The sequence below is a fragment of the Neptuniibacter sp. QD72_48 genome, from assembly GCF_047778065.1.
In the GTDB taxonomy this organism is placed as follows: Bacteria; Pseudomonadota; Gammaproteobacteria; order Pseudomonadales; family Balneatricaceae; genus Neptuniibacter.
This window is the reverse complement of record NZ_CP180547.1, coordinates 3,255,140-3,278,502: the sequence shown is the minus strand read 5'-3', so window position 1 is coordinate 3,278,502 and position 23,363 is coordinate 3,255,140. Positions and strand designations below refer to the sequence as shown.

The 23,363-nt window shown below is 44.3% G+C and carries 21 protein-coding genes; 20 read left to right on the top strand and 1 reads right to left on the bottom strand.

Annotation, left to right across the window (positions count from 1 at the left end; all coding sequences use genetic code 11):
• Window positions 1-34 precede the first annotated feature (34 nt).
• Window positions 35-808, bottom strand: coding sequence for a type I methionyl aminopeptidase (gene map, locus ACMXYX_RS14965; RefSeq protein ID WP_415896985.1), 774 nt, complete (start codon window positions 806-808; stop codon window positions 35-37).
• A 244-nt stretch (window positions 809-1,052) separates the two neighbouring features.
• Here map and rpsB point away from each other — a divergent pair, with 244 nt between their 5' ends.
• From rpsB to ACMXYX_RS14865, 20 genes are all read left to right on the top strand, one after another.
• A complete protein-coding gene (rpsB, locus tag ACMXYX_RS14960) occupies window positions 1,053-1,787 on the top strand; it encodes a 30S ribosomal protein S2 (protein ID WP_415882454.1) in 735 nt (244 codons plus the stop codon).
• Between the two features lie 108 nt (window positions 1,788-1,895).
• Window positions 1,896-2,756 carry a translation elongation factor Ts gene (gene tsf / locus ACMXYX_RS14955; RefSeq protein WP_415896984.1) on the top strand — a complete coding sequence of 287 codons (861 nt, stop codon included), beginning with the start codon at window positions 1,896-1,898 and terminating at the stop codon, window positions 2,754-2,756.
• A gap of 97 nt (window positions 2,757-2,853) precedes the next feature.
• Window positions 2,854-3,612 carry a UMP kinase gene (gene pyrH, locus ACMXYX_RS14950; protein WP_415882452.1) on the top strand — a complete coding sequence of 253 codons (759 nt, stop codon included), beginning with the start codon at window positions 2,854-2,856 and terminating at the stop codon, window positions 3,610-3,612.
• Window positions 3,602-4,159 carry a ribosome recycling factor gene (frr, locus tag ACMXYX_RS14945; RefSeq protein ID WP_415885836.1) on the top strand — a complete coding sequence of 186 codons (558 nt, stop codon included), beginning with the start codon at window positions 3,602-3,604 and terminating at the stop codon, window positions 4,157-4,159. Before pyrH ends, frr begins: the two co-directional genes overlap by 11 nt.
• Before the next feature lie 40 nt (window positions 4,160-4,199).
• Window positions 4,200-4,961: a polyprenyl diphosphate synthase gene (gene uppS / locus ACMXYX_RS14940; protein WP_415896983.1), complete on the top strand. Its 762-nt coding sequence runs from the start codon at window positions 4,200-4,202 to the stop codon at window positions 4,959-4,961.
• A complete protein-coding gene (locus ACMXYX_RS14935) occupies window positions 4,954-5,763 on the top strand; it encodes a phosphatidate cytidylyltransferase (RefSeq protein ID WP_415896982.1) in 810 nt (269 codons plus the stop codon). Before uppS ends, ACMXYX_RS14935 begins: the two co-directional genes overlap by 8 nt.
• 10 nt (window positions 5,764-5,773) lie before the next feature.
• Window positions 5,774-7,129 carry a sigma E protease regulator RseP gene (rseP, locus tag ACMXYX_RS14930; protein ID WP_415896981.1) on the top strand — a complete coding sequence of 452 codons (1,356 nt, stop codon included), beginning with the start codon at window positions 5,774-5,776 and terminating at the stop codon, window positions 7,127-7,129.
• A gap of 39 nt (window positions 7,130-7,168) precedes the next feature.
• Window positions 7,169-9,487, top strand: a complete 2,319-nt coding sequence (bamA, locus tag ACMXYX_RS14925) for an outer membrane protein assembly factor BamA (RefSeq protein ID WP_415896980.1) — start codon at window positions 7,169-7,171, stop codon at window positions 9,485-9,487.
• Window positions 9,488-9,497: 10 nt separating this feature from the next.
• Window positions 9,498-9,995, top strand: a complete 498-nt coding sequence (locus tag ACMXYX_RS14920; RefSeq protein ID WP_415896979.1) for an OmpH family outer membrane protein — start codon at window positions 9,498-9,500, stop codon at window positions 9,993-9,995.
• 14 nt (window positions 9,996-10,009) lie between these two features.
• Entirely contained in the window at window positions 10,010-11,047 is a 1,038-nt protein-coding gene (gene lpxD / locus ACMXYX_RS14915) for a UDP-3-O-(3-hydroxymyristoyl)glucosamine N-acyltransferase (RefSeq protein ID WP_415896978.1), read from the top strand.
• A 3-nt stretch (window positions 11,048-11,050) separates the two neighbouring features.
• Window positions 11,051-11,488 (top strand): 3-hydroxyacyl-ACP dehydratase FabZ, encoded by a 438-nt coding sequence (gene fabZ, locus ACMXYX_RS14910; protein ID WP_415882444.1) that lies wholly within the window; start codon window positions 11,051-11,053, stop codon window positions 11,486-11,488.
• Window positions 11,489-11,491: 3 nt separating this feature from the next.
• Window positions 11,492-12,262, top strand: a complete 771-nt coding sequence (lpxA, locus tag ACMXYX_RS14905) for an acyl-ACP--UDP-N-acetylglucosamine O-acyltransferase (protein ID WP_415882443.1) — start codon at window positions 11,492-11,494, stop codon at window positions 12,260-12,262.
• An 8-nt stretch (window positions 12,263-12,270) separates the two neighbouring features.
• Window positions 12,271-13,431 carry a lipid-A-disaccharide synthase gene (gene lpxB / locus ACMXYX_RS14900; RefSeq protein ID WP_415882442.1) on the top strand — a complete coding sequence of 387 codons (1,161 nt, stop codon included), beginning with the start codon at window positions 12,271-12,273 and terminating at the stop codon, window positions 13,429-13,431.
• A 5-nt stretch (window positions 13,432-13,436) separates the two neighbouring features.
• Window positions 13,437-14,021, top strand: a complete 585-nt coding sequence (gene rnhB, locus ACMXYX_RS14895) for a ribonuclease HII (protein ID WP_415898262.1) — start codon at window positions 13,437-13,439, stop codon at window positions 14,019-14,021.
• A 20-nt stretch (window positions 14,022-14,041) separates the two neighbouring features.
• Entirely contained in the window at window positions 14,042-17,533 is a 3,492-nt protein-coding gene (gene dnaE / locus ACMXYX_RS14890; protein ID WP_415896977.1) for a DNA polymerase III subunit alpha, read from the top strand.
• Between the two features lie 126 nt (window positions 17,534-17,659).
• Window positions 17,660-18,619, top strand: a complete 960-nt coding sequence (gene accA, locus ACMXYX_RS14885; protein ID WP_415882439.1) for an acetyl-CoA carboxylase carboxyl transferase subunit alpha — start codon at window positions 17,660-17,662, stop codon at window positions 18,617-18,619.
• On the top strand, window positions 18,609-19,937 hold the full coding sequence (gene tilS, locus ACMXYX_RS14880; protein WP_415882438.1) for a tRNA lysidine(34) synthetase TilS: 1,329 nt from the start codon (window positions 18,609-18,611) through the stop codon (window positions 19,935-19,937). The genes accA and tilS overlap by 11 nt, the downstream gene beginning before the upstream one ends.
• Before the next feature lie 74 nt (window positions 19,938-20,011).
• Window positions 20,012-21,640 (top strand): CTP synthase, encoded by a 1,629-nt coding sequence (locus ACMXYX_RS14875; protein ID WP_415906191.1) that lies wholly within the window; start codon window positions 20,012-20,014, stop codon window positions 21,638-21,640.
• A gap of 62 nt (window positions 21,641-21,702) precedes the next feature.
• Window positions 21,703-22,998: a phosphopyruvate hydratase gene (eno, locus tag ACMXYX_RS14870; RefSeq protein WP_415882436.1), complete on the top strand. Its 1,296-nt coding sequence runs from the start codon at window positions 21,703-21,705 to the stop codon at window positions 22,996-22,998.
• Between the two features lie 129 nt (window positions 22,999-23,127).
• Entirely contained in the window at window positions 23,128-23,358 is a 231-nt protein-coding gene (locus ACMXYX_RS14865) for a septum formation initiator family protein (protein WP_415882435.1), read from the top strand.
• Window positions 23,359-23,363 lie beyond the last annotated feature (5 nt).

The following is a 23,363-nucleotide window of genomic DNA, read 5'->3' as shown; positions in this document are numbered from 1 at the left end:
TACCCGCTTTACTGATTGCTCGCAGTTAAATGGTTTACTGAATGTTCTCATCAGAACGCAGAGTTAGAATCTCGTAACCATCAGCAGTTACTAGAATTGTGTGTTCCCACTGCGCTGATAAGCGACGGTCAGCAGTTTCAACTGTCCAGCCATCCTTTTTGGATAGTTTAACTTGACGCTTACCGGCATTGATCATTGGCTCAATTGTGAAAATCATGCCTTCTTCAAGAATCTCGCCCGTGCCTGCTTTGCCATAATGTAGAACCTGAGGTTCTTCGTGGAATTCAGCGCCAATACCGTGCCCGCAGTATTCGCGAACCACAGTGTAATGGTTTTGTTCAGCATAAGTTTGGATGACGTGGCCAATATCTCCAAGGCGTGCACCCGGTTTAACTAGCTTGATACCTTTGTACATACATTCCAGTGTGATATCGACTAGGCGGCGGGCATGAGGAAGCTCTTTACCCACAAAAAACATTTTGCTGGTGTCGCCGTGATAACCATCTTTGATTACCGTGATATCGACGTTGATGATGTCGCTATCTTTCAGTTTTTTGTCATTCGGAATGCCGTGGCAAACAACCTGATTAACTGAGGTGCAGATTGATTTAGGAAAGCCATGATAGTTGAGCGGCGCTGGAATTGCTTGCTGTTTATCGACAATGTAGTCATGACAAATTTGGTTCAGCTCATTTGTGGTGACACCTGGTTTTATATATGGCTCAATCATTTCGAGAACTTCTGCAGCCAAACGTCCTGCAACGCGCATTTTCTCGATCTCTTCAGGTGTTTTAATTTTGATGCTCATAAGCTGTCAATTGTCCTGTGAACCCGCCAGAAGCGGTGTATTAAAGTTTAACTGAAGGGGATTGTAGCAATCCTGCTGCAGGAATAGAAATAGGCTTTATATTATTGGGTGGTTATGGTATAAATCCGCGCTCAATTTGCGTAAGCAAAAATATATATCACACACGTTCCGACACAATGTTCAGGGTGCCTTCGGGTTGGATGTTGGGGATCGTGGAGGTTTAACCCAATTTTAGGAAAATATAATGGCTAAAATTACTATGCGTGACCTGCTTAAAGCAGGCGTTCACTTCGGTCACCAGACTCGTTACTGGAACCCGAAAATGTCTAAATTCATTTTCGGTGCTCGTAACAAGATTCATATCATCAACCTAGAGCACACTCTACCTGCACTTAACGGTGCACTAGATAGCATCCAGGGTATGGCTTCCAACAAGAATAAAGTTCTTTTCGTTGGTACTAAGCGCGCTGCTAGCAAAATCGTTAAAGAAGAAGCTACTCGTGCAGGTATGCCATACGTAAACCACCGTTGGTTGGGTGGTATGCTGACTAACTACAAAACTATCCGTCAGTCTATCCGTCGCCTACGCGATCTGGAAGGTCAGAGCCAGGATGGTACGTTTGAGAAGCTAACTAAGAAAGAAGCTTTGATGCGTCAGCGTGAAATGGAAAAGCTAGAGCGTTCTATCGGTGGTATCAAAGAGATGGGCGGTCTGCCTGATGCTTTGTTCGTAATCGACGTTGACCACGAGCGTATCGCAGTAAATGAAGCAAACAAACTGGGTATCCCAGTTATCGGTGTCGTTGATACTAACAGCAACCCAGATGGCGTTGATGTTGTTATCCCTGGTAACGATGATGCACTGCGTGCAATCCAGATTTACGTTAAGTCTGCAGCTGATGCTTGCCTAGAAGGTACTGAAGCAACTGCTGGCGACAAAAACGAATTCGTTGAAGTTGAAGAAAAAGCAGCTGAATAATTCTGCTGGGAATACGGCGACGTATTCTCTTTGACTTTATAGAGGGGGCCTTGCCCCCTTTTTTGGATTTTTTGATTAACCCGCGATTATTTTATAGGGGTATTCGATATGGCGAACATTTCCGCTGCAATGGTTAAGGATCTGCGTGACCGTACTGGTCTAGGCATGATGGAGTGTAAAAAAGCACTTAAAGAAGCTGGTGGCGACATCGAGAAAGCGATTGAAGAGCTACGTAAAGCTTCTGGTATGAAGGCTGCTAAAAAAGCAGGTCGTACAGCAGCAGAAGGTGTTGTAGTTGTAAAAGTTGCAGACGATAGCAGCTACGCGGTAGCAGTAGAAGTTAACTCTGAAACTGACTTCGCTGCACGTGATGAAGGTTTCCTAGCTTTCGCTAATGTTGTTCTAGACAAAGCGTTTGCTGATAAAGCGACTGATGTAGAAGCGTTGATGGCTGGTGAACTAACTGATGCGCGTGATGCATTGGTTCAGAAAATCGGTGAGAACATTGGCGTACGTCGCGTATTCCTAGTTGAAGGCGGCGTTGTTGGTGCTTACGTACACAGCAACAACAAGATCGCTGCACTTGTTCAGCTTGAAGGTGGTAACGAAGAAACAGCTAAAGACATCGCAATGCATGTTACTGCTGTTAACCCTCAGGTTGTTAATAAAGAAGATATGCCTGCAGACGTTGTTGAAAAAGAGAAAGAAATCATTCTTGCGCAGCCAGATATGGCTAGCAAGCCTGCAGAAATTGCAGAGAAGATGGTTACTGGTCGTATCAACAAGTTCTTGGCTGAAAACAGCCTAGTAGAGCAAGCTTTTGTTAAAAACCCAGATCAGAAAGTTGGTCAGGTTGCAAAAGATGCTGGTGCTACTGTATCTGCATTCACTCGTATCGAAGTGGGTGAAGGTATTGAAGTTGAAGAAGTAGACTTCGCTGCAGAAGTTGCTGCTCAGCTTAACGGCTAATAAGCTCTAAAGCTTATGGATTGCGCATCTAACCCATGCGCAATCCCCTCTTTTCTTGCTACACTCTCCTGATCCCAATTTCTGTGGAGATATACGGATGCCAACCACCGAGAAACAATCAAAATATAAACGCATATTATTGAAGCTTAGCGGCGAAGCCCTAATGGGTGACGAGAGCTTTGGTATAGACTCAAATGTCCTGAATCGAATGGCCTTAGAGATCGGCCAGCTAGTAGGGATCGGTGTTCAAGTCGGTATGGTTATCGGCGGTGGTAATTTGTTTCGTGGCGCAGCGCTAAATGAGGCTGGGTTGGATCGTGTTACTGGCGACCATATGGGTATGCTCGCAACCGTTATGAATGCATTGGCTATGCGCGATGCATTGGAGCGTAGCAATATAAACACTAGAGTAATGTCGGCTATTCCAATGAGTGGTGTAGTAGATCATTACGACCGTCGAAATGCGATGCGTTACCTTAATCAAGGTGATGTTGTAATTTTTGCGGCGGGTACAGGTAATCCTTTCTTTACAACAGATTCTGCAGCTTGTCTTCGTGGTATAGAGGTAGAGGCGGATGTTGTCCTGAAAGCAACCAAGGTTGATGGTGTATACACGGCAGATCCAGTTAAGGATCCTACAGCGCGCCGTTACCGTCACCTAAGTTATGATGAAGTTTTAGAACAGCAGCTGGGTGTTATGGATCTGACCGCGATCTGTTTGACGCGAGATCACAATATGCCAGTGCGTGTATTTAATATGAATAAACCAGGTGCTCTCGCCAACCTTGTAGTAGGTAGCGACGAGGGTACATTGATCGATTGCAGTGAAACGGTTGGAGAAAAATATGCTGAATGAAATCACTCAGGATGCTGCCGAGCGCATGCAGAAAAGTGTTGATGCCCTAGTAACGAACTTCAAGAAAATTCGTACTGGTCGTGCACACCCGAGCATTCTGGAAGGTATTCAGGTTTCCTATTACGGTTCCGATGTGCCTTTGAGTCAGGTAGCTAATATTTCCGTTGAAGATGGTCGTACGCTATCAATCGTACCGTGGGAAAAGCCGATGGTGCCTGTAATCGAAAAAGCGATTATGACGTCTGATCTAGGTTTGAATCCGGCAACTGCGGGTGAAAATATTCGTGTTCCAATGCCTCCGTTGACTGAGGAAACGCGTAAGGGTTATATCAAACAAGCGCGTCAGGAAGCAGAAGGTGCGCGTGTAGCTATTCGTAATATTCGTCGTGATGCAAACGGCGACCTTAAAGATCTTTTGAAAGAAAAAGAGATTACTGAAGATGATCAGCGCCGCGGCGAAGATCAAATTCAGAAAGTTACGGATAAGCATGTTGCAGAAGTAGATAGTCTTCTGGAACAGAAAGAAAAAGATCTAATGGAAATCTGATCGAAGCAGCAGTGCTGTAAAGCACTGCTGAATTATTTGCATGTCATCAGAAAACAATTCTTCAGAAATTATTACAAACGTGCCTCGGCATATTGCCATTATTATGGATGGTAATAACCGTTGGGCAAAAGAACGTCGACTACCAGGCCTGGCAGGTCATAAAGCGGGGGTGGATTGTGTGCGTTCAGTCATTGAAGGCTGTGTGGAGTTAGGAGTTGAGTCTCTGACTTTGTTCGCTTTCAGTTCTGAAAATTGGAAACGACCTCCGTTGGAGGTCAAGGGTCTAATGGAATTGTTTAAATTAGCATTAGATCGAGAAGCGAAGAAATTATTAAAGAACAATATTCGCTTGCGAGTTGTGGGTGATAAAACATCCTTTAGCGATTCGTTACAGAAAAAAATTCACCATGTTGAAGCTTTGACTGCTGATTGTGATGGTTTGCAGCTTAATATCGCTGCAAATTATGGTGGTCGTTGGGATATTACCCAGGCGGCTCGTCAATTGGCTGAAAAGTGCATTGCTAATGAATTATCTCCTTCAGAGATTACTGAAGAATCCCTAGGTAAATGCATTAACCTTTCCGATCTTCCGGAGCCTGATCTATGTATTAGAACAGGGGGTGAGCAGCGCATTAGTAATTTCTTGATCTGGCAATTTGCTTACACTGAGCTGTATTTCTCTGATGCTTATTGGCCTGATTTTGATAAAGAGCATTTGAAAATAGCAGTCCAAGATTATAGCGGCAGACAACGCCGTTTTGGTAAAACCAGTGAGCAGGTAGAGGCGGAGCAAAATGCTTAAACAGCGAATATTAACCGCGCTCGTGCTTGCACCGTTAGCGTTGCTAGGTGTGTTTTCTTTACCTTTATCATCTTTTCTTTATTTTATGGATGTTGTTATTCTCTTTGGTGCTTGGGAATGGGCAAATTTATCCGGATATCAAAGCCGTATTCAGCGTTTCATGTATGTCGGTTTGATGGCAACGATTCTTGCTGGTCTGCATCTTTTTTATACCAGTATTCCTGTTGAACTTATCTTGTCAGGAGCGCTCTTAGGTTGGATGGTCGCGTTTCTCTGGGTGGTGAAATATCCGCAGAGCACTGGTTGGCGTGCTTGCTGGAAACGTGCCTTAGTTGGCTTGGTTGTGTTGGTTCCTAGCTGGATTGCATTTGTTGGGCTGAAGGGTTCAGAAAACGGTGAAATGTTAATCCTACTGCTGTTTCTTTTGGTTTGGGGTGCCGATGTTGGTGCGTATTTCTCGGGCAAAAATTTTGGTCGGGTTAAGTTAGCGCCTAATGTAAGCCCTGGCAAAACGCGCGAAGGTCTTTATGGTGGATTAGTCGCCTGTGTAGTTATTGCGTTGGGGTTTGCGTTATACAGTGATTTTGAAATGCTTCAAGTTATTCTTCTTGTTGTGCTTGCCACTGCAATAGGGTTGATTTCTGTACTGGGTGATCTATTTGAAAGTATGTTGAAGAGGCATCGGGGTATCAAAGACAGTAGTCAGTTACTCCCGGGGCATGGTGGTGTTTTAGATCGCATCGACAGTCTGACTGCAGCTTCGCCTTTGTTTGTGCTGGGTATGCAATATTTAATTGTATAGTGAGATTGCTATGGAACTGTTACATACCATTCTTGCCACAATCGTTACCTTAGGGATTTTAGTTACAATCCATGAGTGGGGCCATTTTTATGTGGCTCGTCGTTGTGGGGTTAAGGTTCTACGTTTCTCTGTTGGTTTTGGTAAAGCTTTTTATACTTGGAAAGATAGTCAAGGTACTGAGTATGCGATAGCCAGTATTCCTTTAGGTGGCTATGTCAAGATGCTGGATGAGCGCGAAGGAGACGTACCTGAAGATCAGCTCTCCCAAGCCTTTAATCGTAAACCTGTCATTCAACGTATCGCAATTGTTGCCGCAGGTCCTCTTGTAAATCTCGTCTTTGCTGTTTTTGCATATTGGTTTCTTTTTATTTATGGCGTATCTGCAGTCGTACCTGTGATTGGGTCGGTTCAGCAGGGATCTTTAGCTGAAAATTCAGGTTTACCTATAGGTTCGGAAATAGTTGCTGTTGATGGCTATGAAACTTTAAGTTGGGACGCTGTTAATTTGCGACTTGCTTCGCGTGTTGCTGAAAGTGGGATATTAACCCTCAAACTGCGTGAAGAAGGTACGACTCTAGTGCAAGAATACAAAATTGCACTGGATGAATGGAAGTTTGACGTTGATAAGCAGTCACCGGTCTCAGCTTTAGGGCTGGTGCCTTGGCGTCCTCATGTGCCAGCAATTTTTGGTAGTTTTTTGGAGAATGGAAGGGCTGCGGGTTCAGGCTTGAAAGCTGGTGATGAGGTTCTTTCAGTCAATGATGTTCGGGTTCAAGATTGGTTGTCGTTTGTAAGTGTGGTTAAAGGAAATCCAGAACAAGCGTTGAACCTGAGAATAGTTAGAAACGGGCAGGAGTACTTTGTTAAGCTTACGCCTGCGCTGAAAATAACTGATGATGGTGAGAAAATAGGTTATATAGGGGCGGGCACTCAGCAAGTTTCTCTTCCTGAAAATATGGAAAGGCAGATAAGATATGGTCCAATTGAATCTATCTTTATGGCTTTCGAAAGATCTTGGCAACTGATCGGTTTGATTTTCGACTCTATATGGAAAATGCTGACGGGCGATATGTCAGTAAAAAACTTGAGTGGTCCTATTACCATTGCTAAAGTTGCCGGTTCTTCTGCATCGCTGGGTGTTGAATATTATATTGGTTTTCTTGCTTATCTGAGTATTAGCTTAGGTATATTAAATTTATTGCCAATCCCTGTCTTAGATGGCGGACATTTGCTTTATTATGCTGTCGAATTAGTGACAGGGAAGCCGGTAAGTGAGAATATTCAGCTCCTTGGTCTAAAAATTGGTATGGCTATGCTGCTCTCTTTGATGTTTGTAGCATTGTTTAATGACTTTATGCGGCTTTAATAGCCGTTTCGATTATTTATTACGGATTAGACGCACTTCATGAAACGTGGTTTTGGACTTCTAGTAGCGATCTTTTTTTGGGTATCTTTTGCTCAGGCAAACACATCTTCTTTTGTAGTGAAGGATATCCGTTTAGAAGGATTACAGCGTGTTTCTCCAGGAATTGTGTTTAGGAATTTTCCTGTTACAGCGGGTGAACAAGTAAGCGCTCTGTCATTGTCTAAGGCAACTAAAAAACTATTTGCCTCTGGTTATTTTGACGATATTGAGTTGTTGCGTGATGACTCAGTTCTTGTTTTGCGTTTACAAGAGCGTCCGTCGGTCAGTTTGATCAAGCTCGAAGGTAACAAAGTTCTAGAATCCGAAGCGTTACTGGATGGTTTGAAACAAACAGGTTTACAAGAAGGTGATGTTTTTAAACGTGCGACTCTAGAGCAAATTAAACAGGATCTTGTTCGTGTTTATGCTTCACAGGGACGCTACGGTGCTAATATTAGCACGGAAGTAGAAAACCTCCCGGGCAATCGTGTTGCGCTGAATATCAATGTAAAAGAAGGTCGTGTCGCTACGATTCAACACATTAATATTGTGGGCAACACGGTTTATTCTGATGAAGAGCTTAAAGAATTATTCTCTTTGAAATTGCCAAATTTCTGGTCCTTCTATAAGAAGGATGATCGCTATGCACGTCAGAAACTTACTGGTGATTTGGAACGGGTACGTTCTTATTACCTAGATAGCGGTTATGTAAACTTCTCTATCGATTCGACTCAAGTATCTATCACCCCCGACAAAAAGAATGTCTATATCACGCTAAATGTAACTGAAGGCGAAAAGTATACTATTCGTGATGTTGCTGTTGCTGGTGAAATGGTAGTGCCTGAAGCTGAACTTCTAGATGCTGTTCGTGTTGAAGAAGGGCAGGTATTTTCGCGTCGTTTGATAACAGAATCTCAAGATGCATTAACGAAGCGAATTGGTGATGCTGGTTATATGTTTGCAAACATCTCCCCAGCTCCGGAATTGCATGATGATAATACCGTCACTGTAAAGTTTTTTGTTGATCCGGGTAAGCGAACGTATGTTCGTCGTATTAATATTCGAGGCAATACACGTACCGCGGATGAAGTTATTCGTCAGCATTTGAAGCAAATGGAAGCAGCAGTTGCGTCGAATGAATTAATCGAACAATCCAAGCAGAGGCTTGAGAAAACAGGATACTTTAAAACAGTTGCTGTTGAGACTACGCCAGTGCCGGGTAGTAACGATTTAGTTGATATTGATTACCGTGTTGAAGAACAGCAATCTGGTTCTTTCTCCGCGAGTGTTGGTTTCTCACAAAGCTCCGGCATTATATTGGGCTTTAAACTGCAGCAGGATAATTTCCTGGGCACAGGTAAAAAAGTCGGCATTGGTATCTCTAACAGTGATACATTGACTGAATATTCATACAGTTTCGTAGATCCCTATTACACAGTTGATGGCGTAAGTCGTGGTTTTAACGTTTATTACCGTGAACGTGATTTCGATGAAGATAACGCCAGTGCTTTTTCAACAGATGAAATGGGGGGCGGTGTAAACTTCGGTTATCCAATTGATGATTATCAGCGTTTAAATTTTGGTGTTAATGTTGAGCAAGTGACAATTAAAACTAATACTACCGAAACGCCAGCTGAGATTAATCAATATCTTGCTGACGAAGGTAATGATTATATTAACTTCAATCTTACTGGTCGTTGGAGTTCTAATCATCTAAACCGTGGATTCTTCCCTACAAAAGGTTATTCGCAGAGCTTGTCTTTAGAGCTTGGCTTGCCCGGTAGCGATTTAAGTTATTATAAAGCGCAATATAATGGCAAATGGTATTACCCTCTGACAGATGATCGTTTCTGGGTTCTATCCTTGAAGGGGCGTGTTGGCCTTGGTGGAGAGCTAGGTCAGAATGAATATCCATTCTATAAGCACTTTTTTGCAGGTGGTTTGAAAACCGTTCGTGGCTATGAACAGAATTCTCTAGGTCCTCGAGATTCTAAAGGCGATCCATTTGGCGGTGATGTATCGATTACAGGCGGAGCTGAATTTATCTTCCCTACCCCATTTGTTAAAGAAAAAACATCTTGGCGTACACTGTTGTTTGTCGATGCGGGTAATGTCTTTGATACTGATTGTTCATCTGTTTCCAAACCAGAGAATTGTACAGATGGTGTCGAGCTTGATGAGCTGAGATTGTCAGCTGGATTTGGCTTAAGTTGGTTGACGCCAATTGGACCATTGTCCGTTGCCTTGGCTGCACCTCTAAATGATAAAACTGGTGATGAAACTGAAGTGTTCCAGTTCGCATTAGGTCAAACTTTCTAAGGAATAGAATATGAAATTTAAAGCCGTACTAGGTTTCCTTTTTGCTGCATCATTAAGTTTGAATGCAAGCGCTGAAAAAATTGCTGTTTTAGGCGTTCAGCAAGCTCTCCTCGCATCGGAAGCAGCTGCTGATTATCGCCAGTCATTAAAAACTGAGTTCGCGAAAGAAGATAAGAAAATGCTTGATCTGGAAAAACAGGTTAAAGCTGCAAGAGAAAAACTGAAGAAGAATAAAGATCTGGTATCTGAGGCTGAATTGAAGAAAATGAGTATTCAATTCCAAAAGGTCTTTGCAGAATACCAAAAGAACGGTCAAGCGCTACAGCAGAAAAAAATGCAGCGTGAGCAAACATTTATTCAGGAAATGCGTCCGCGATTAGATAAGGTGATCCGTGATCTTATCGAGAAAGAAGGTTACGACGTGGTGATCGCAAAGCAAGCAACTTTGTTTGCAAAAAAAGAACTGGATATTACTCCTCGAGTAGTTGAACTACTTAACAAACAGTAGGCTAGCCATACTGAATGAGTTCAAATGAGTATACGCTACAGCAGTTAGCTGATTTTTTATCAGCTGAATTGTATGGTGATGGTGATTTCAAAGTAAGTGCTATCGCTACTTTGGAAAAGGCTAGGTCCTCGGATTTGAGCTTTATCGCAAATAGTAAATACCAGAAATATCTATGTGACTCACATGCAGGGGCTGTATTGATGGCTCCTGCAGACCTCGGTCAATTTAAAGGTAATGCTCTAGTTCTTGATAACCCATATCTTGCTTATGCTCGTGTTAGTCAGCTTTTTGCTCCACCTTCTGACTCCTTAAAAGGTATTGCTGCTTCAGCGAATATTGCTGAATCTGCAAAAGTCGCAAAAACAGCCTCTATTGCTCATGGTGTTGTTATTGGCGAGCGTTCAGTCGTCGGTGATGGGGTTGTAATTGAGCCTAATGCAGTCATTGGTGCTGACTGTATTATTGGTGCTGAGTCAGTTATAAAAGCTAATGTAACCTTATATACGGATGTTCATATTGGTACAAATTGCCTCATTCATAGTGGTGCTGTTATAGGTGCAGACGGATTTGGTTTTGCCAATGAAAAAGGTAATTGGGTAAAAATTACGCAATTAGGTGGAGTTAGGGTTGGCAACAACGTTGAGGTTGGTGCTGGGACCACAATAGATCGTGGAGCTTTGGAGAACACGATAATTTCTGATGGTGTGATTTTAGATAACCAAATACAAATTGCTCACAACGTTAGCATTGGTGAAAAATCTGCGATTGCAGGTTGTACGGCGGTAGCTGGAAGCACTAAAATTGGTGCCGGTTGTACGATTGCTGGAGCATGTGGAATCACAGGGCATTTAAGTATTGCCGATGGCAGTCATATCACCGCCATGTCATTAGTTACAAAATCAATTATTGAACCAGGTGTTTATTCGTCTGGTACCGGTATGCTTCCACATAAACAGTGGAAGAAGAACGTAGTTAGGTTTCGTCAGTTAGACGATCTAGCGCGCCGCATAAAGTCTGTAGAAGATAAGATTACTGAGATTAAGGGTTCTTAAGAAATGATGGATGTAAATGAAATTCGGGAATACCTTCCGCACCGCTATCCGTTTTTACTGGTAGATCGTGTGCTGGAGTTAGAAAAGGGAGAATCCATTGTTGCGATCAAAAACGTTACCGTTAATGAGCCTTTTTTCAATGGTCATTTTCCAGATCACCCAGTAATGCCTGGTGTTTTGATTGTCGAAGCTATGGCGCAAGCAGCTGGTATCCTAGGTTTTAAAACTATGGATAAAAAGCCACAAGATGGTTCGATTTATTACTTTGTTGGCTCAGATAAACTACGCTTTAAACGACCAGTGGTTCCAGGGGATCAGTTGAAACTTGAAGCAAAAGTTATCTCTGAGCGTCGTGGTATCTGGAAGTTTGATGTGCGAGCTACCGTTGAAGGTGATATGGTAAGTAGTGCAACAATTTTGTGTGCTGATAGAAAGGTTTAAATCTTGATAGATTCCCGTGCTCTTATAGACCCTGCTGCAAAGCTTGCTGATGATGTTGAAGTAGGGCCTTGGTCAATCATTGGGCCTGATGTGGAAATTGGTGCGGGCACCGTTATTGGCCCTCATGTGGTTATCAAGGGGCCAACTAAAATCGGGAAGAATAACCGCATATTTCAATTCTCGTCTGTTGGTGAAGATTGCCAAGATAAGAAATATGCGGGTGAGCCGACGACCCTGACTATTGGGGATGATAATGTTATCCGCGAAGGTGTCACGATCCATCGTGGTACTATCCAAGATGCAGGTACTACGACAATTGGTAGCCATAATCTATTTATGGCTTATGCACATGTTGCACACGATTGCGTTGTCGGCGACCATGTAATCATGGCCAATAATACGGCGATTGCAGGGCATGTACATATTGGCGACTGGACCATTCTTGGTGGTTTTACTGCAGTGCACCAATTCTGCAAGATCGGTTCTCATGTGATGTGTGGAACCAGTACAGTTGTGCTTAAGGATATACCTTCCTATATTATGGCGAATGGTAATACAGCTAAACCGCATGGTATCAACGTTGAAGGTCTTAAGCGTCGCGGTTTTAGTGCTGACTCAATTGCTCAGTTGCGCCGTGCTTATAAAACTATCTTTCGTAATAAACTTACAACAGCTCAGGCATTGGCCGAATTAAAGGCTATGGCTAATGAATGCCCTGAAGTTGTTCCGATGATCCAATCTATTGAATCCTCCACTCGTGGCATAATTCGCTGAGGTTGATTATGCCAAACCCCCTACGAGTAGGCATTGTAGCTGGTGAAGCTTCAGGCGATATTTTAGGTAGTGGTTTGATCAAAGCCTTAAAAAAACGCTACCCAGATCTCACTGTCGAGGGGATTGGCGGTGAGTTGATGATCGCTCAAGGCTGTCACTCTCATTACCCTTTGGAAAGATTATCAGTTATGGGGCTTGTGGAAGTCCTTGGGCGACTACCTGAACTTCTTGGTATTCGAAAAAAGCTGATTCGCCACTTTATTGATAACCCTCCCGATCTGTTTATTGGCGTAGATGCACCAGACTTTACTCTTAAAATGGAAGGGGAGTTAAAGGCAGCTGGAATTCCAACGGTGCACTATGTCAGCCCATCTGTCTGGGCATGGAAGCAGAAGCGCATTTATAAAATCAAGCGCACCACCGATCTTGTTCTTAGCCTGTTTCCATTTGAGGCTAAGCATTATGCACCTACTCAGCAGCGAGTCGCTTTTGTCGGTCATCCTTTAGCAGATAGTATTCCGTTCAGTGTCAACGTAGTTGAGAGTAAGAAAAAGTTTGCAGTAAAGCCCGGCGAGAAAATCATTGCGTTATTGCCTGGTAGCCGAGGTAGTGAGCTTAAATATTTGGCTGAGCCTTTTTTAGATACCGCTCGCTGGTTGAGTGAGAGGTTAGAGAATGTTCGTTTTGTGATTCCTGCTGCAAATGAAACACGCCATGATCAGTTACATCAATTGATAGTAGAAAAATACTCTGATCTTAATATTCAGCTTGTGATGAAGCATTCGCGTGATGTGATGGCGATAGCCGATAGTATTTTGATAGCGTCTGGAACCGCGACGCTGGAAGCTACTATTTTGCAGAAGCCAATGGTCGTAGCCTACAAAATGGCGCCGTTGACCTATGCTATCTATTCACGAATGGTTAAATCTAAGTTCATCTCTTTACCAAATCTTTTAGCTGATGAGGCTTTAGTGCCTGAAATCTTACAGGACCAAGTAAAACCAGAAGTGCTAGGACCTGCGGTATTAAAGAGTTTGCAAGATAGTGAATACAAAGCTTATTTGCGTGATAAGTTTTCAGCAATACACAAGCAACTTCATCAAGACGCAGACGAAAAAGCCGCAGATGCCATTGAGGCGCTTTTGAAAGATAAAGGTGTGATCTCGTGAGTACCATGGAATTTGATTTTTCTCAGGGGAAAAGAGTTGCCGGTGTTGATGAGGTTGGTCGTGGTCCGTTGGTGGGAAATGTCGTTGCTGCCGCTGTAATTTTGGACCCAGAAAATCCTATTGAAGGTTTGGCTGATTCGAAAAAGCTTTCTGCAAAAAAAAGAGAGCAGCTTTATATCGAAATCAAGGAAAAGGCGTTGGCATGGTGTGTCGCTTCGGCATCGCCAGCTGAAATTGATGAAATTAATATATTACATGCCTCTATGTTAGCGATGAAAAGGGCTGTCGAAGGATTAGATATCCCTGCCGAGTTTGTATATGTTGATGGCAATCGAAGTCCCGATCTAAGTTGCCCTAGTGAACCTGTTGTAAAAGGGGATAGCAAGATCCCCGAAATTAGCGCAGCATCCATTTTGGCCAAAGTCGATCGCGATAGAGAAATGGAAGTTCTGGATCAACAATATCCTGAGTACGGTTTTGCTAAGCATAAGGGCTACCCTACAGCTCTACATTTTGAAAAGCTGGCTGAACATGGCCCGTTACCAGAACATCGTCGCAGTTTTAAGCCCGTACGGGACCTGCTTTCCTAACCTTTTGAAAAGTTTGTTTTATGTCTGATCCGCAGTTTATTCATCTTCGCGTTCACACAGAATTTTCCCTAGTTGACGGCTTGGTTCGAGTCAAAGAGCTGGTTAATGCCGCTAAAGATGACCATATGCCCGCCGTTGGTATGACGGATCAAACTAATTTCTTTGGTTTGGTGAAATTCTTTAAAGCGGCAACAGGCAGTGGTATTAAGCCTATCTGCGGTTCCGACCTTTGGGTGGAGAATACGGATGAGCCCGGTGGAGAGCCTTATCGTTTAACCTTATTAGTTCGAAATGCTGAGGGTTATCTTAATCTGATGGAGTTGATCTCGCAGGCTTATGCTGAGGGTCAAAATGTCCTAGCGGATATGGCCTTGGTGAAACCTGAATGGGTAGAGGCAAAATCAGCGGGCTTAATTGCACTGTCAGGTGGGCGGAAAGGTGAAATTGGTCGTTCTATCTTAGCTGATAATGATCAAGCTGGGGCCATTTTAGAACGCTGGATGAAAGTCTTTCCAAGCAGTTTTTATCTAGAGGTTCAGAGAACAGGCAGAGTGGGTGACGAGCAGATTGTTCATGATTCTGTTGAGTTGGCTAGAACCTATAACTGCCCATTAGTTGCGACCAATGAGGTCATGTTTATTAATGAGTCAGATTTTGAGGCTCATGAAGTACGTGTTTGCATCAACCAAGGGCGTACGTTAGAAGATCCAACGCGTCCAAAAGAATACAGTGACCAGCAATATTTCCGTTCCCAAGAAGAGATGGTTGAGCTCTTCAGTGATATTCCATCCGCAGTCCAAAACACAGTAGCGATTGCTAAGCGTTGTAATATCGAGATTGAAATCGGCACATATTATCTGCCGAAGTATCCTATCCCTGAAGGGATGTTGATGGATGATTATTTCCGAAAAGTGTCTTTTGATGGTTTGGAGGAGCGTCTAGAGATCATTCTCGATAAAGAGGATCATGATTATCAAGCGAAACGCCAGGAATACATCGATCGTTTAGAGTTTGAATTGGATATTATTATCCAGATGGGTTTCCCAGGTTACTTCCTGATCGTAATGGACTTCATTATGTGGGGTAAGGCAAACGGTGTTCCTGTAGGCCCTGGTCGTGGTTCAGGTGCGGGCTCCTTGGTAGCTTATGCGCAAAAAATTACCGATCTTGATCCGTTAGAATATGACCTTCTGTTCGAACGATTCCTCAACCCTGAGCGTGTCTCCATGCCTGACTTCGATATCGACTTCTGCATGGATAACCGAGATAAGGTAATCGACTATGTAGCGCGAACCTACGGACGTGATGCTGTTTCTCAGATCGTAACCTTCGGTACTATGGCTGCGAAAGCGGTAGTTCGAGATGTTGCGCGTGTACAAGGTAAACCGTTTGGTCTTGCTGACCGACTTTCAAAACTTATTCCTTTTGAGCCAGGTATTACTCTGAAAAAAGCCTTGGATCAGGAGCCTATGCTAGGTGAGTTTATTGAGTCTAGTGAAGAGGCTCAAGAAATCATGGATATGGCGTATAAGCTCGAAGGTGTGACGCGAAATGTAGGTAAGCACGCCGGTGGTGTAGTAATTGCTCCTACCAAATTAACAGACTTTGCTGCTACGTACTGTGATGAAGAGGGTAATGGCCTTGTTACTCAGTTCGATAAAGGCGATGTAGAAGAAGCTGGGTTAGTAAAATTCGACTTCTTGGGTCTGCGTACGCTGACGATTATTGATTGGGCGTTGCAAACGGTAAACCGTATTCGGGAAAAGAACGGTGAAGAACCGCTCGACATAGCTCTGATTGATCTTGAAGACAGAAAGACCTTCGATCTTCTGCAAGCCGCTGAAACTACAGCAGTATTCCAGCTTGAGTCCAGCGGCATGAAGGATTTGGTTCGCAGGCTATTGCCTTCGCGCTTTGAAGATATTGTCGCGCTAGTAGCTCTATTCCGTCCGGGACCGCTGCAATCGGGCATGGTGGATGACTTTATCAACCGTAAGCATGGTCGCGCGGAGATGGCGTGGCCACATCCTGATTATCAATTGGATTCACTGCAACCGGTACTTGAGCCGACTTACGGAATTATCCTTTACCAAGAGCAGGTAATGCAGATTGCTCAGGTAATGGCAGGCTATACCCTCGGTGGTGCGGATATGCTGCGTCGTGCGATGGGTAAGAAAAAGCCTGAAGAGATGGCTAAACAGCGGGTTTCTTTTCTTGATGGTTCTGAACAGAATGGGATCGATCGTGACTTAGCTGGGAATATCTTTGACCTAGTAGAGAAATTCGCAGGTTATGGTTTTAACAAATCCCACTCTGCAGCTTACGCCTTAGTTTCTTATCAAACGGCTTGGCTTAAGGCTCATTACCCTGCGCCGTTTATGGCGGCGGTAATCTCTTCTGATATGCAGAACACCGACAAGGTGGTGATCTTCATTGAAGAATGTCGTGTGATGGGTATTCCCCCTGCGTTGCCGGACGTTAATACCGGTGAGTACATGTTCACCGTAAACGATGAGGGTGTCATTGTTTATGGTCTAGGTGCGATTAAAGGCGTAGGCGAAGGACCTATAGAGGCAATTACGGAAGCGCGTGCAGATGGCGGTCCATTTACGGATCTATTTGATTTCTGTGAACGTGTAGGTGCGAAGAAGCTTAATAAGCGTGTTTTGGAGGCTTTGGTTCGTTCCGGTGCGCTAGATTGTCTAGGCGCAGAGCGAGCGATTCTATGGGAAGCTATTCCGGATGCGCTGAAAGCTGCCGATCAAGCGGCTAAAAACCAAGACGCAGGGATGTTTGATCTATTTGGCGAGGTAGAGGCTGAATCTGATCGATGCTCATATGAAGACTACAAGTCGGTTAGATCTTGGACAGATAAAGAGCGTCTTACGGGTGAAAAAGATACGCTCGGTTTGTACCTCACCGGCCATCCTATTGATGAATATGAGTCCGAATTAAGGCATTTTGTTGGTAGACGTATTGTGGAGTTGCAGCCTGCCCGTGGTCAGACTCAAAAAATGGCCGGTTTGGTGGTTGATCTGCGACTGAAGAAAACCAAAAAAGGCGATAACCTTTGTTTTGTGACTTTGGATGACCGTACCGCGCGTATCGATGTAACTCTTTTTGGCGATACTTATGATGCTGTACGTGAACTTGTTCATAAAGACGCAGTGCTAGTGGTTGAAGGAGAGGTGGCAGAGGATCACTTCTCTGGTGGAATCAAGGTGCGCGTAAGTAAAGTGCTGACCATCCCGCAAGCGCGTGCTCAGTATGCCCAAGGTATCCAAGTAAAATGTAACGAAAGTCAGTTAGCTGGTAGGCGCCTGAAGGAGCTGCAGGAATTGCTTAATAGTTATAAGGGAGAGGGCTCACTGCCAGTGCAGTTGCGCTACTCTCGACCTGATGCAGAGGCAACTATAACTTTGGGCGATAACTGGCAGGTTCAGGCTAACGATGATTTGTTGATCGCATTAATGGAGCGGTTCGGAAGTGACGCTGTTTCATTAACTTATTAGTCAGTTTAACTGGCGTAATTTAGCTGTCCTGTTTGGCGTCAAGGCTTTCTCTTGTAGGGTCTGGTTCTTAATGCTGCAAACAGGTACACTTTGGACAATTTTTTTACTATTGAATAGATGAGTCATATGAATCCGAACTATCTGGATTTTGAACAGCCAATTGCAGAGCTGCAGGCAAAAATTGAAGAGCTACGTCTGGTAGGGGATTCAGCTGAACTGAATATCTCTGATGAGATTAAGCGTCTGGAAGACAAAAGCCGCACTCTGACAGAATCTATTTTCTCTGATCTGTCTGCTTGGCAAGTATCACAGTTATCCCGCCACCCTCAGCGTCCATATACATTGGACTACATCGATTATATGTTCGATGAGTTCGATGAAATTCACGGAGATCGTCATTTTGCTGACGATCAGGCTATCGTGGGTGGTATCGCACGTATGGATGAGCGACCAATAATGGTGATTGGTCATCAGAAAGGTCGTGGTGTTCAGGAACGTCAGAAGCGTAACTTTGGTATGCCTCGTCCAGAAGGTTACCGTAAAGCACTGCGTCTAATGGAAATGGCTGAGCGTTTTAAAATGCCAATCATGACCTTTATTGATACGCCGGGAGCTTACCCTGGTATCGATGCTGAAGAACGTGGTCAGTCAGAAGCTATTGCATTTAACCTAGCTAAGATGTCTCAGCTAAAAACACCTGTCATTTCCACTGTTATTGGTGAAGGTGGCTCGGGTGGTGCATTAGCAATCGGTGTATGCGATGAGCTAATGATGATGAGTTACTCTACGTATTCAGTAATTTCTCCAGAAGGTTGTGCTTCTATTCTTTGGAAGAGCGCTGAGCGTGCTGCAGATGCAGCTAAAGCAATGGGTATTACTTCTGATCGCCTGCTTGAGTTGGGCTTGGTTGATCAGATCGTAAGTGAGCCGCTTGGTGGTGCTCACCGTGATCCAGCCCTAACAGCGGCTAATCTTAAGCGTCACCTATCTGAAGTTCTAGGTCGCTTAGATGAGCTATCTACCGATGAATTGCTGGAGCGTCGTTATAAGCGTTTGATGGCATACGGTTTTGGTGGTGAAGCCTAATACAGGCAACCTCACCGCTTTACAGGAGTGTGAGCGTCAGTTTCAGGCGCTGACCTCCCGTTTTATCTCTTTCCTTGATTCGTCCTCTTCAATCTCCCGTTGGGTTATTGCCCATAGCGGTGGCTTAGACTCTCAGTTATTGCTGCATCTTGCTTGTAAGGTGTTACCGCATAGCCAAATAGTCGTGCTTCATATCAACCATAATCTCCAGGTTGAGGCAGATGGTTGGTCGGCGTTTTCCGAGAGACAGGCTGAGCTTAATGGTGTGGTTCATCATTCCGTTTCGGTCACTCCTAATAATTCCTCTGAAGTTGCTGCAAGGGATGCGCGATATGCAGCGTTTAATGACTTTATAAACGAGGGTGATTGCGTGCTGTTTGGTCACCATGCTGATGATCAAGCTGAAACATTGCTGTTTCGTTGGTTAAGAGGGACTGGCCTGACTGGCTTAAAAGGTATGCCTGAACAGCGGGAGCTGGGGCAGGGTTATTTATTACGGCCATTGCTTTATTGTTCGCGCAAACAATTGGAGCAAGCGGCAACTGAGATTGGCTTGGAATTTATTCAGGATCCATCTAATGATTCCATTGATTATGACCGCAACTTTTTAAGGCATAAGGTATTACCTGAATTAAAGCTGCGTTGGCCGCAATTGCTTGCTCGTTGGCAAAAAAATGCAGACTTGGTGGCTAAAAGTGAGTTTTTATTGAATCATTATTTAGATCAAGATTTGCGTCAGTGTTTAACTACGAGTAGGCGGTTAAATCTGGATGTATGGGGGCTTTTGATTGAGATAAAGCGTCCTGAACTGATTCGGCGCTGGGTCTATAATGAGATTGGCTTCTTGCTTAATGAGCAGCAGTTAGAGCAAATTCAGCATGATGTTATTCAAGCGCAATCGGATGCTAACCCCATTTATTTCATTCGGGAGCACTCACTTCGCCGCTTTCGCAATCATTTGTATATAGTGTCTCCATCCTCTGAACTACTCGATAATGTCGAAATATCTGAGGCTGGCTGTTGGGTGCTGGGAGACGGTGAGCTCACCATCGAATTGGCTAAACCGCTGCAGAAACCCTTGATGTTTCAGCGCCGCCAGGGTGGGGAAAGATGTGTTCCTCATGGGCAAGTGCATTCAAAATCGGTAAAAAAATTGCTCCAAGAAGCAGATCTTCCTCCTTGGGAGAAGGCTAGCTGGCCACTGATTTTTCAGGGTGAAACCGTAGTTGCTGTGCCTGGTATCTGTGTTTGTGATGGCTGGGATAAAGAAAGCTCAGGTTTTTCGCTTTTATGGCGTCCCTTATCGTTGTCTGATTAGCGCTCATTTGCTATCCTATAGCCCCATCTCGATCTTAAAATATCCTCGCTTAAACACGATCAAACAGGTTCTGCATGACGCGTTATATCTTCGTCACAGGCGGTGTTGTGTCCTCATTGGGCAAAGGCATCGCATCCGCTTCTTTGGCTGCTATTTTGGAAGCCAGAGGGCTTAAAGTAACTATGTTGAAATTGGACCCGTATATTAACGTGGATCCAGGGACAATGAGCCCAATTCAGCATGGTGAGGTTTTTGTTACTGAGGATGGTGCAGAAACTGACCTAGACTTGGGCCACTACGAGCGTTTCATCCGCACAACGATGACTAAACGTAATAACTTTACTGCTGGTCGTATCTATCAGCATGTTTTACGTAAAGAGCGTCGTGGTGATTACCTAGGTGGAACGGTTCAGGTTATTCCGCACATCACAGATGAAATTAAGCGTCGTGTAATCGAAGGCGCTGGTGATGCTGACGTTGCCCTAGTAGAAATTGGTGGTACTGTTGGTGATATTGAATCACTACCATTTATGGAAGCAGTACGTCAGCTGAAAGCTGAACTTGGTTCCGCTCGTGCGATGTTTATGCACCTGACGCTTGTTCCATACATTGCCACAGCTGGCGAAATCAAAACTAAGCCGTCACAGCACTCAGTAAAAGAGCTGCGTTCTATCGGTATTCAGCCAGATATTTTGGTTTGTCGTTCTGATTTCCCACTTCCAGACTCTTCTCGTCGTAAGCTGTCGTTGTTTACTAACGTTGAAGAGCGTGCAGTAGTGTCGCTTCCTGATGCAGATACTATCTATAACATTCCTCGAATGCTGTCTGAGCAAGGCTTAGACGATATCGTAGTGGAACGTTTCCACTTAGAGTGTACAGAAGCAGATCTAGGTGAATGGGATCGTGTAGCAGATGCTCATCTTAACCCAGAAGGCGAAGTTAAAATCGCTATGGTGGGTAAGTACATGGAGCTGTTGGATGCCTACAAATCTCTTATCGAAGCGATCTCTCATGCGGGTATCGCATTGAAGAAAAAAGTTCGCATCGAATGTATCGACTCTGAGCGTATCGAACGTGAAGGTGTTGAAATTCTAGATGGCGCAAGTGCTGTTCTAGTACCAGGTGGTTTTGGTGAACGTGGTGTCGAAGGCAAAATCGCTGCTGTTCGCTATGCTCGTAAAAACAAAGTGCCATACCTAGGTATCTGTTTGGGTATGCAGGTTGCGGTTATTGAATTTGCTCGTCACGTAGCAGGCTTAGAAGATGCGACATCTTCCGAATTTAATAAAGATGCTGAACATCAGGTAATTGGTTTGATCACTGAGTGGGCTACCTCTGAAGGTGGTGTGGAAACCCGTGGCGAAGCTGATGATCTGGGCGGTACTATGCGCCTGGGTGCTCAAGTTTGTCATCTGGCAGAAGGTTCTACTGCTGCTCAAGCTTACGGTAATACTGAGATTACTGAGCGTCATCGCCATCGTTATGAAGTGAACAACAACTACGTTGAGCAACTGGAAAGCGCTGGTTTAAGAATTTCTGGCCGTTCTGTTGATGGTGAGCTCGTTGAAGTGGTTGAAGTTGCAGATCACCCTTGGTTTGTCGCTTGTCAGTTCCACCCAGAGTTCACATCCACCCCGCGTGATGGTCATGGCTTGTTCAAAGGCTTCATTCAAGCTGCATTAGATCAACAAGCTAAACAGTAAAACGAATTAAGGATTGGGGGCTTGATGCCCCCAGAACGTAAAATTTCTGGAGTTATTTCCCCATGGCACAGATCTCTGATATCAAAGCCCGCGAAGTACTGGATTCTCGTGGTAACCCAACAGTTGAAGCTGATGTAATTCTTGCATCTGGCGTGATTGGTTCTGCCTGTGCGCCTTCTGGTGCCTCAACGGGTTCTCGCGAAGCGCTTGAACTGCGTGATGGTGATAAAGGCCGTTACCTAGGTAAAGGCGTACAAAAAGCGGTTGCAGCGGTTAACGGTGTTATCCGTGAAGCGCTAACGGGCATGGATGTAACAGATCAGCGCGCGCTAGATAATAAAATGCTAGAGCTTGATGGTACTGAAAACAAAGAAAACCTAGGTGCAAACGCAATCCTAGCGGTATCTCTTGCAGCGGCAAAAGCAGCAGCTACAGAAAAAGGTATACCTCTATACGCTCACATTGCAGAGATTAACGGTACTCCAGGTCAGTTCTCTCTACCACTACCGATGATGAACATCCTTAACGGTGGTGAGCATGCGGATAACAACGTTGATATCCAAGAGTTCATGGTTCAGCCAGTAAACTTCGACAAGTTCTCTGAAGGCTTGCGTTGTGGTGCAGAAATTTTCCACGCACTAAAAGCTGTTCTAAAAGCAAAAGGCCTAAACACTGCGGTTGGTGATGAAGGTGGTTTTGCTCCAAATCTTGCATCGAACGAAGAAGCTTTGGTTGTTATTAAAGAAGCAATCGATAAAGCGGGTTACGAGCTAGGAAAAGATGTAACGCTAGCATTAGACTGCGCTGCATCTGAATTCTACAAAGAAGGTAAATACGACCTTTCCGGTGAAGGTAAAGTCTTTGATGCAGAAGGCTTCGGTGATTACCTTGCAGCACTAACTGAAAACTACCCAATTGTTTCCATCGAAGATGGTCTGGACGAGTCTGATTGGGATGGTTGGGCTTACCTAACTAAGAAAATTGGTGACAAAGTGCAGTTGGTTGGTGATGACTTGTTCGTAACTAACACGAAAATTCTGTCACGTGGTATCGAGCAGAGCATCGGTAACTCAATCCTGATCAAATTCAACCAGATTGGTTCTTTGTCTGAAACGCTAGACGCAATCAAAATGGCGAAAGATGCAGGCTTCACAGCGGTTATCTCTCACCGTTCTGGTGAAACTGAAGATACAACTATTGCAGATCTAGCAGTAGGTACAGCTGCAGGCCAGATTAAGACAGGTTCTCTATGCCGTTCTGACCGTGTAGCTAAGTACAACCGTCTTCTACGTATCGAAGAAGAGCTAGGTGACGGCGCAATCTACAACGGCCTTTCTGAAGTGAAAGGTCAGGGCTAAGCGTAGTACCCTACGTAATAGTCTGATATAAAAAGGGGGCTTAATGCCCCCTTTTTTACTTATAAGAAATCTATGTATCGCTGGTTGGTTGCCCTTATATTATTTTTGATACTCGGACTGCAGTACAGATTGTGGTTTGGGGAGGCAAACCTGCGCGATATTTGGGCTCTAAATGCCAAAATAGAACTGCAACAAGGCATTAATCAAGAGCTTAGTCAGCGGAATAGTGAGCTAGAAGCCGAAGTTCTAGATCTTAAAAAGGGTAATGCTGCTTTGGAAGAGCGGGCTCGTAGTGAGCTTGGTATGATCAAAGAAGATGAGTCCTTTTTCCAGCTGGTGGAACCCGCCTCAGAGAAGTAACCTTT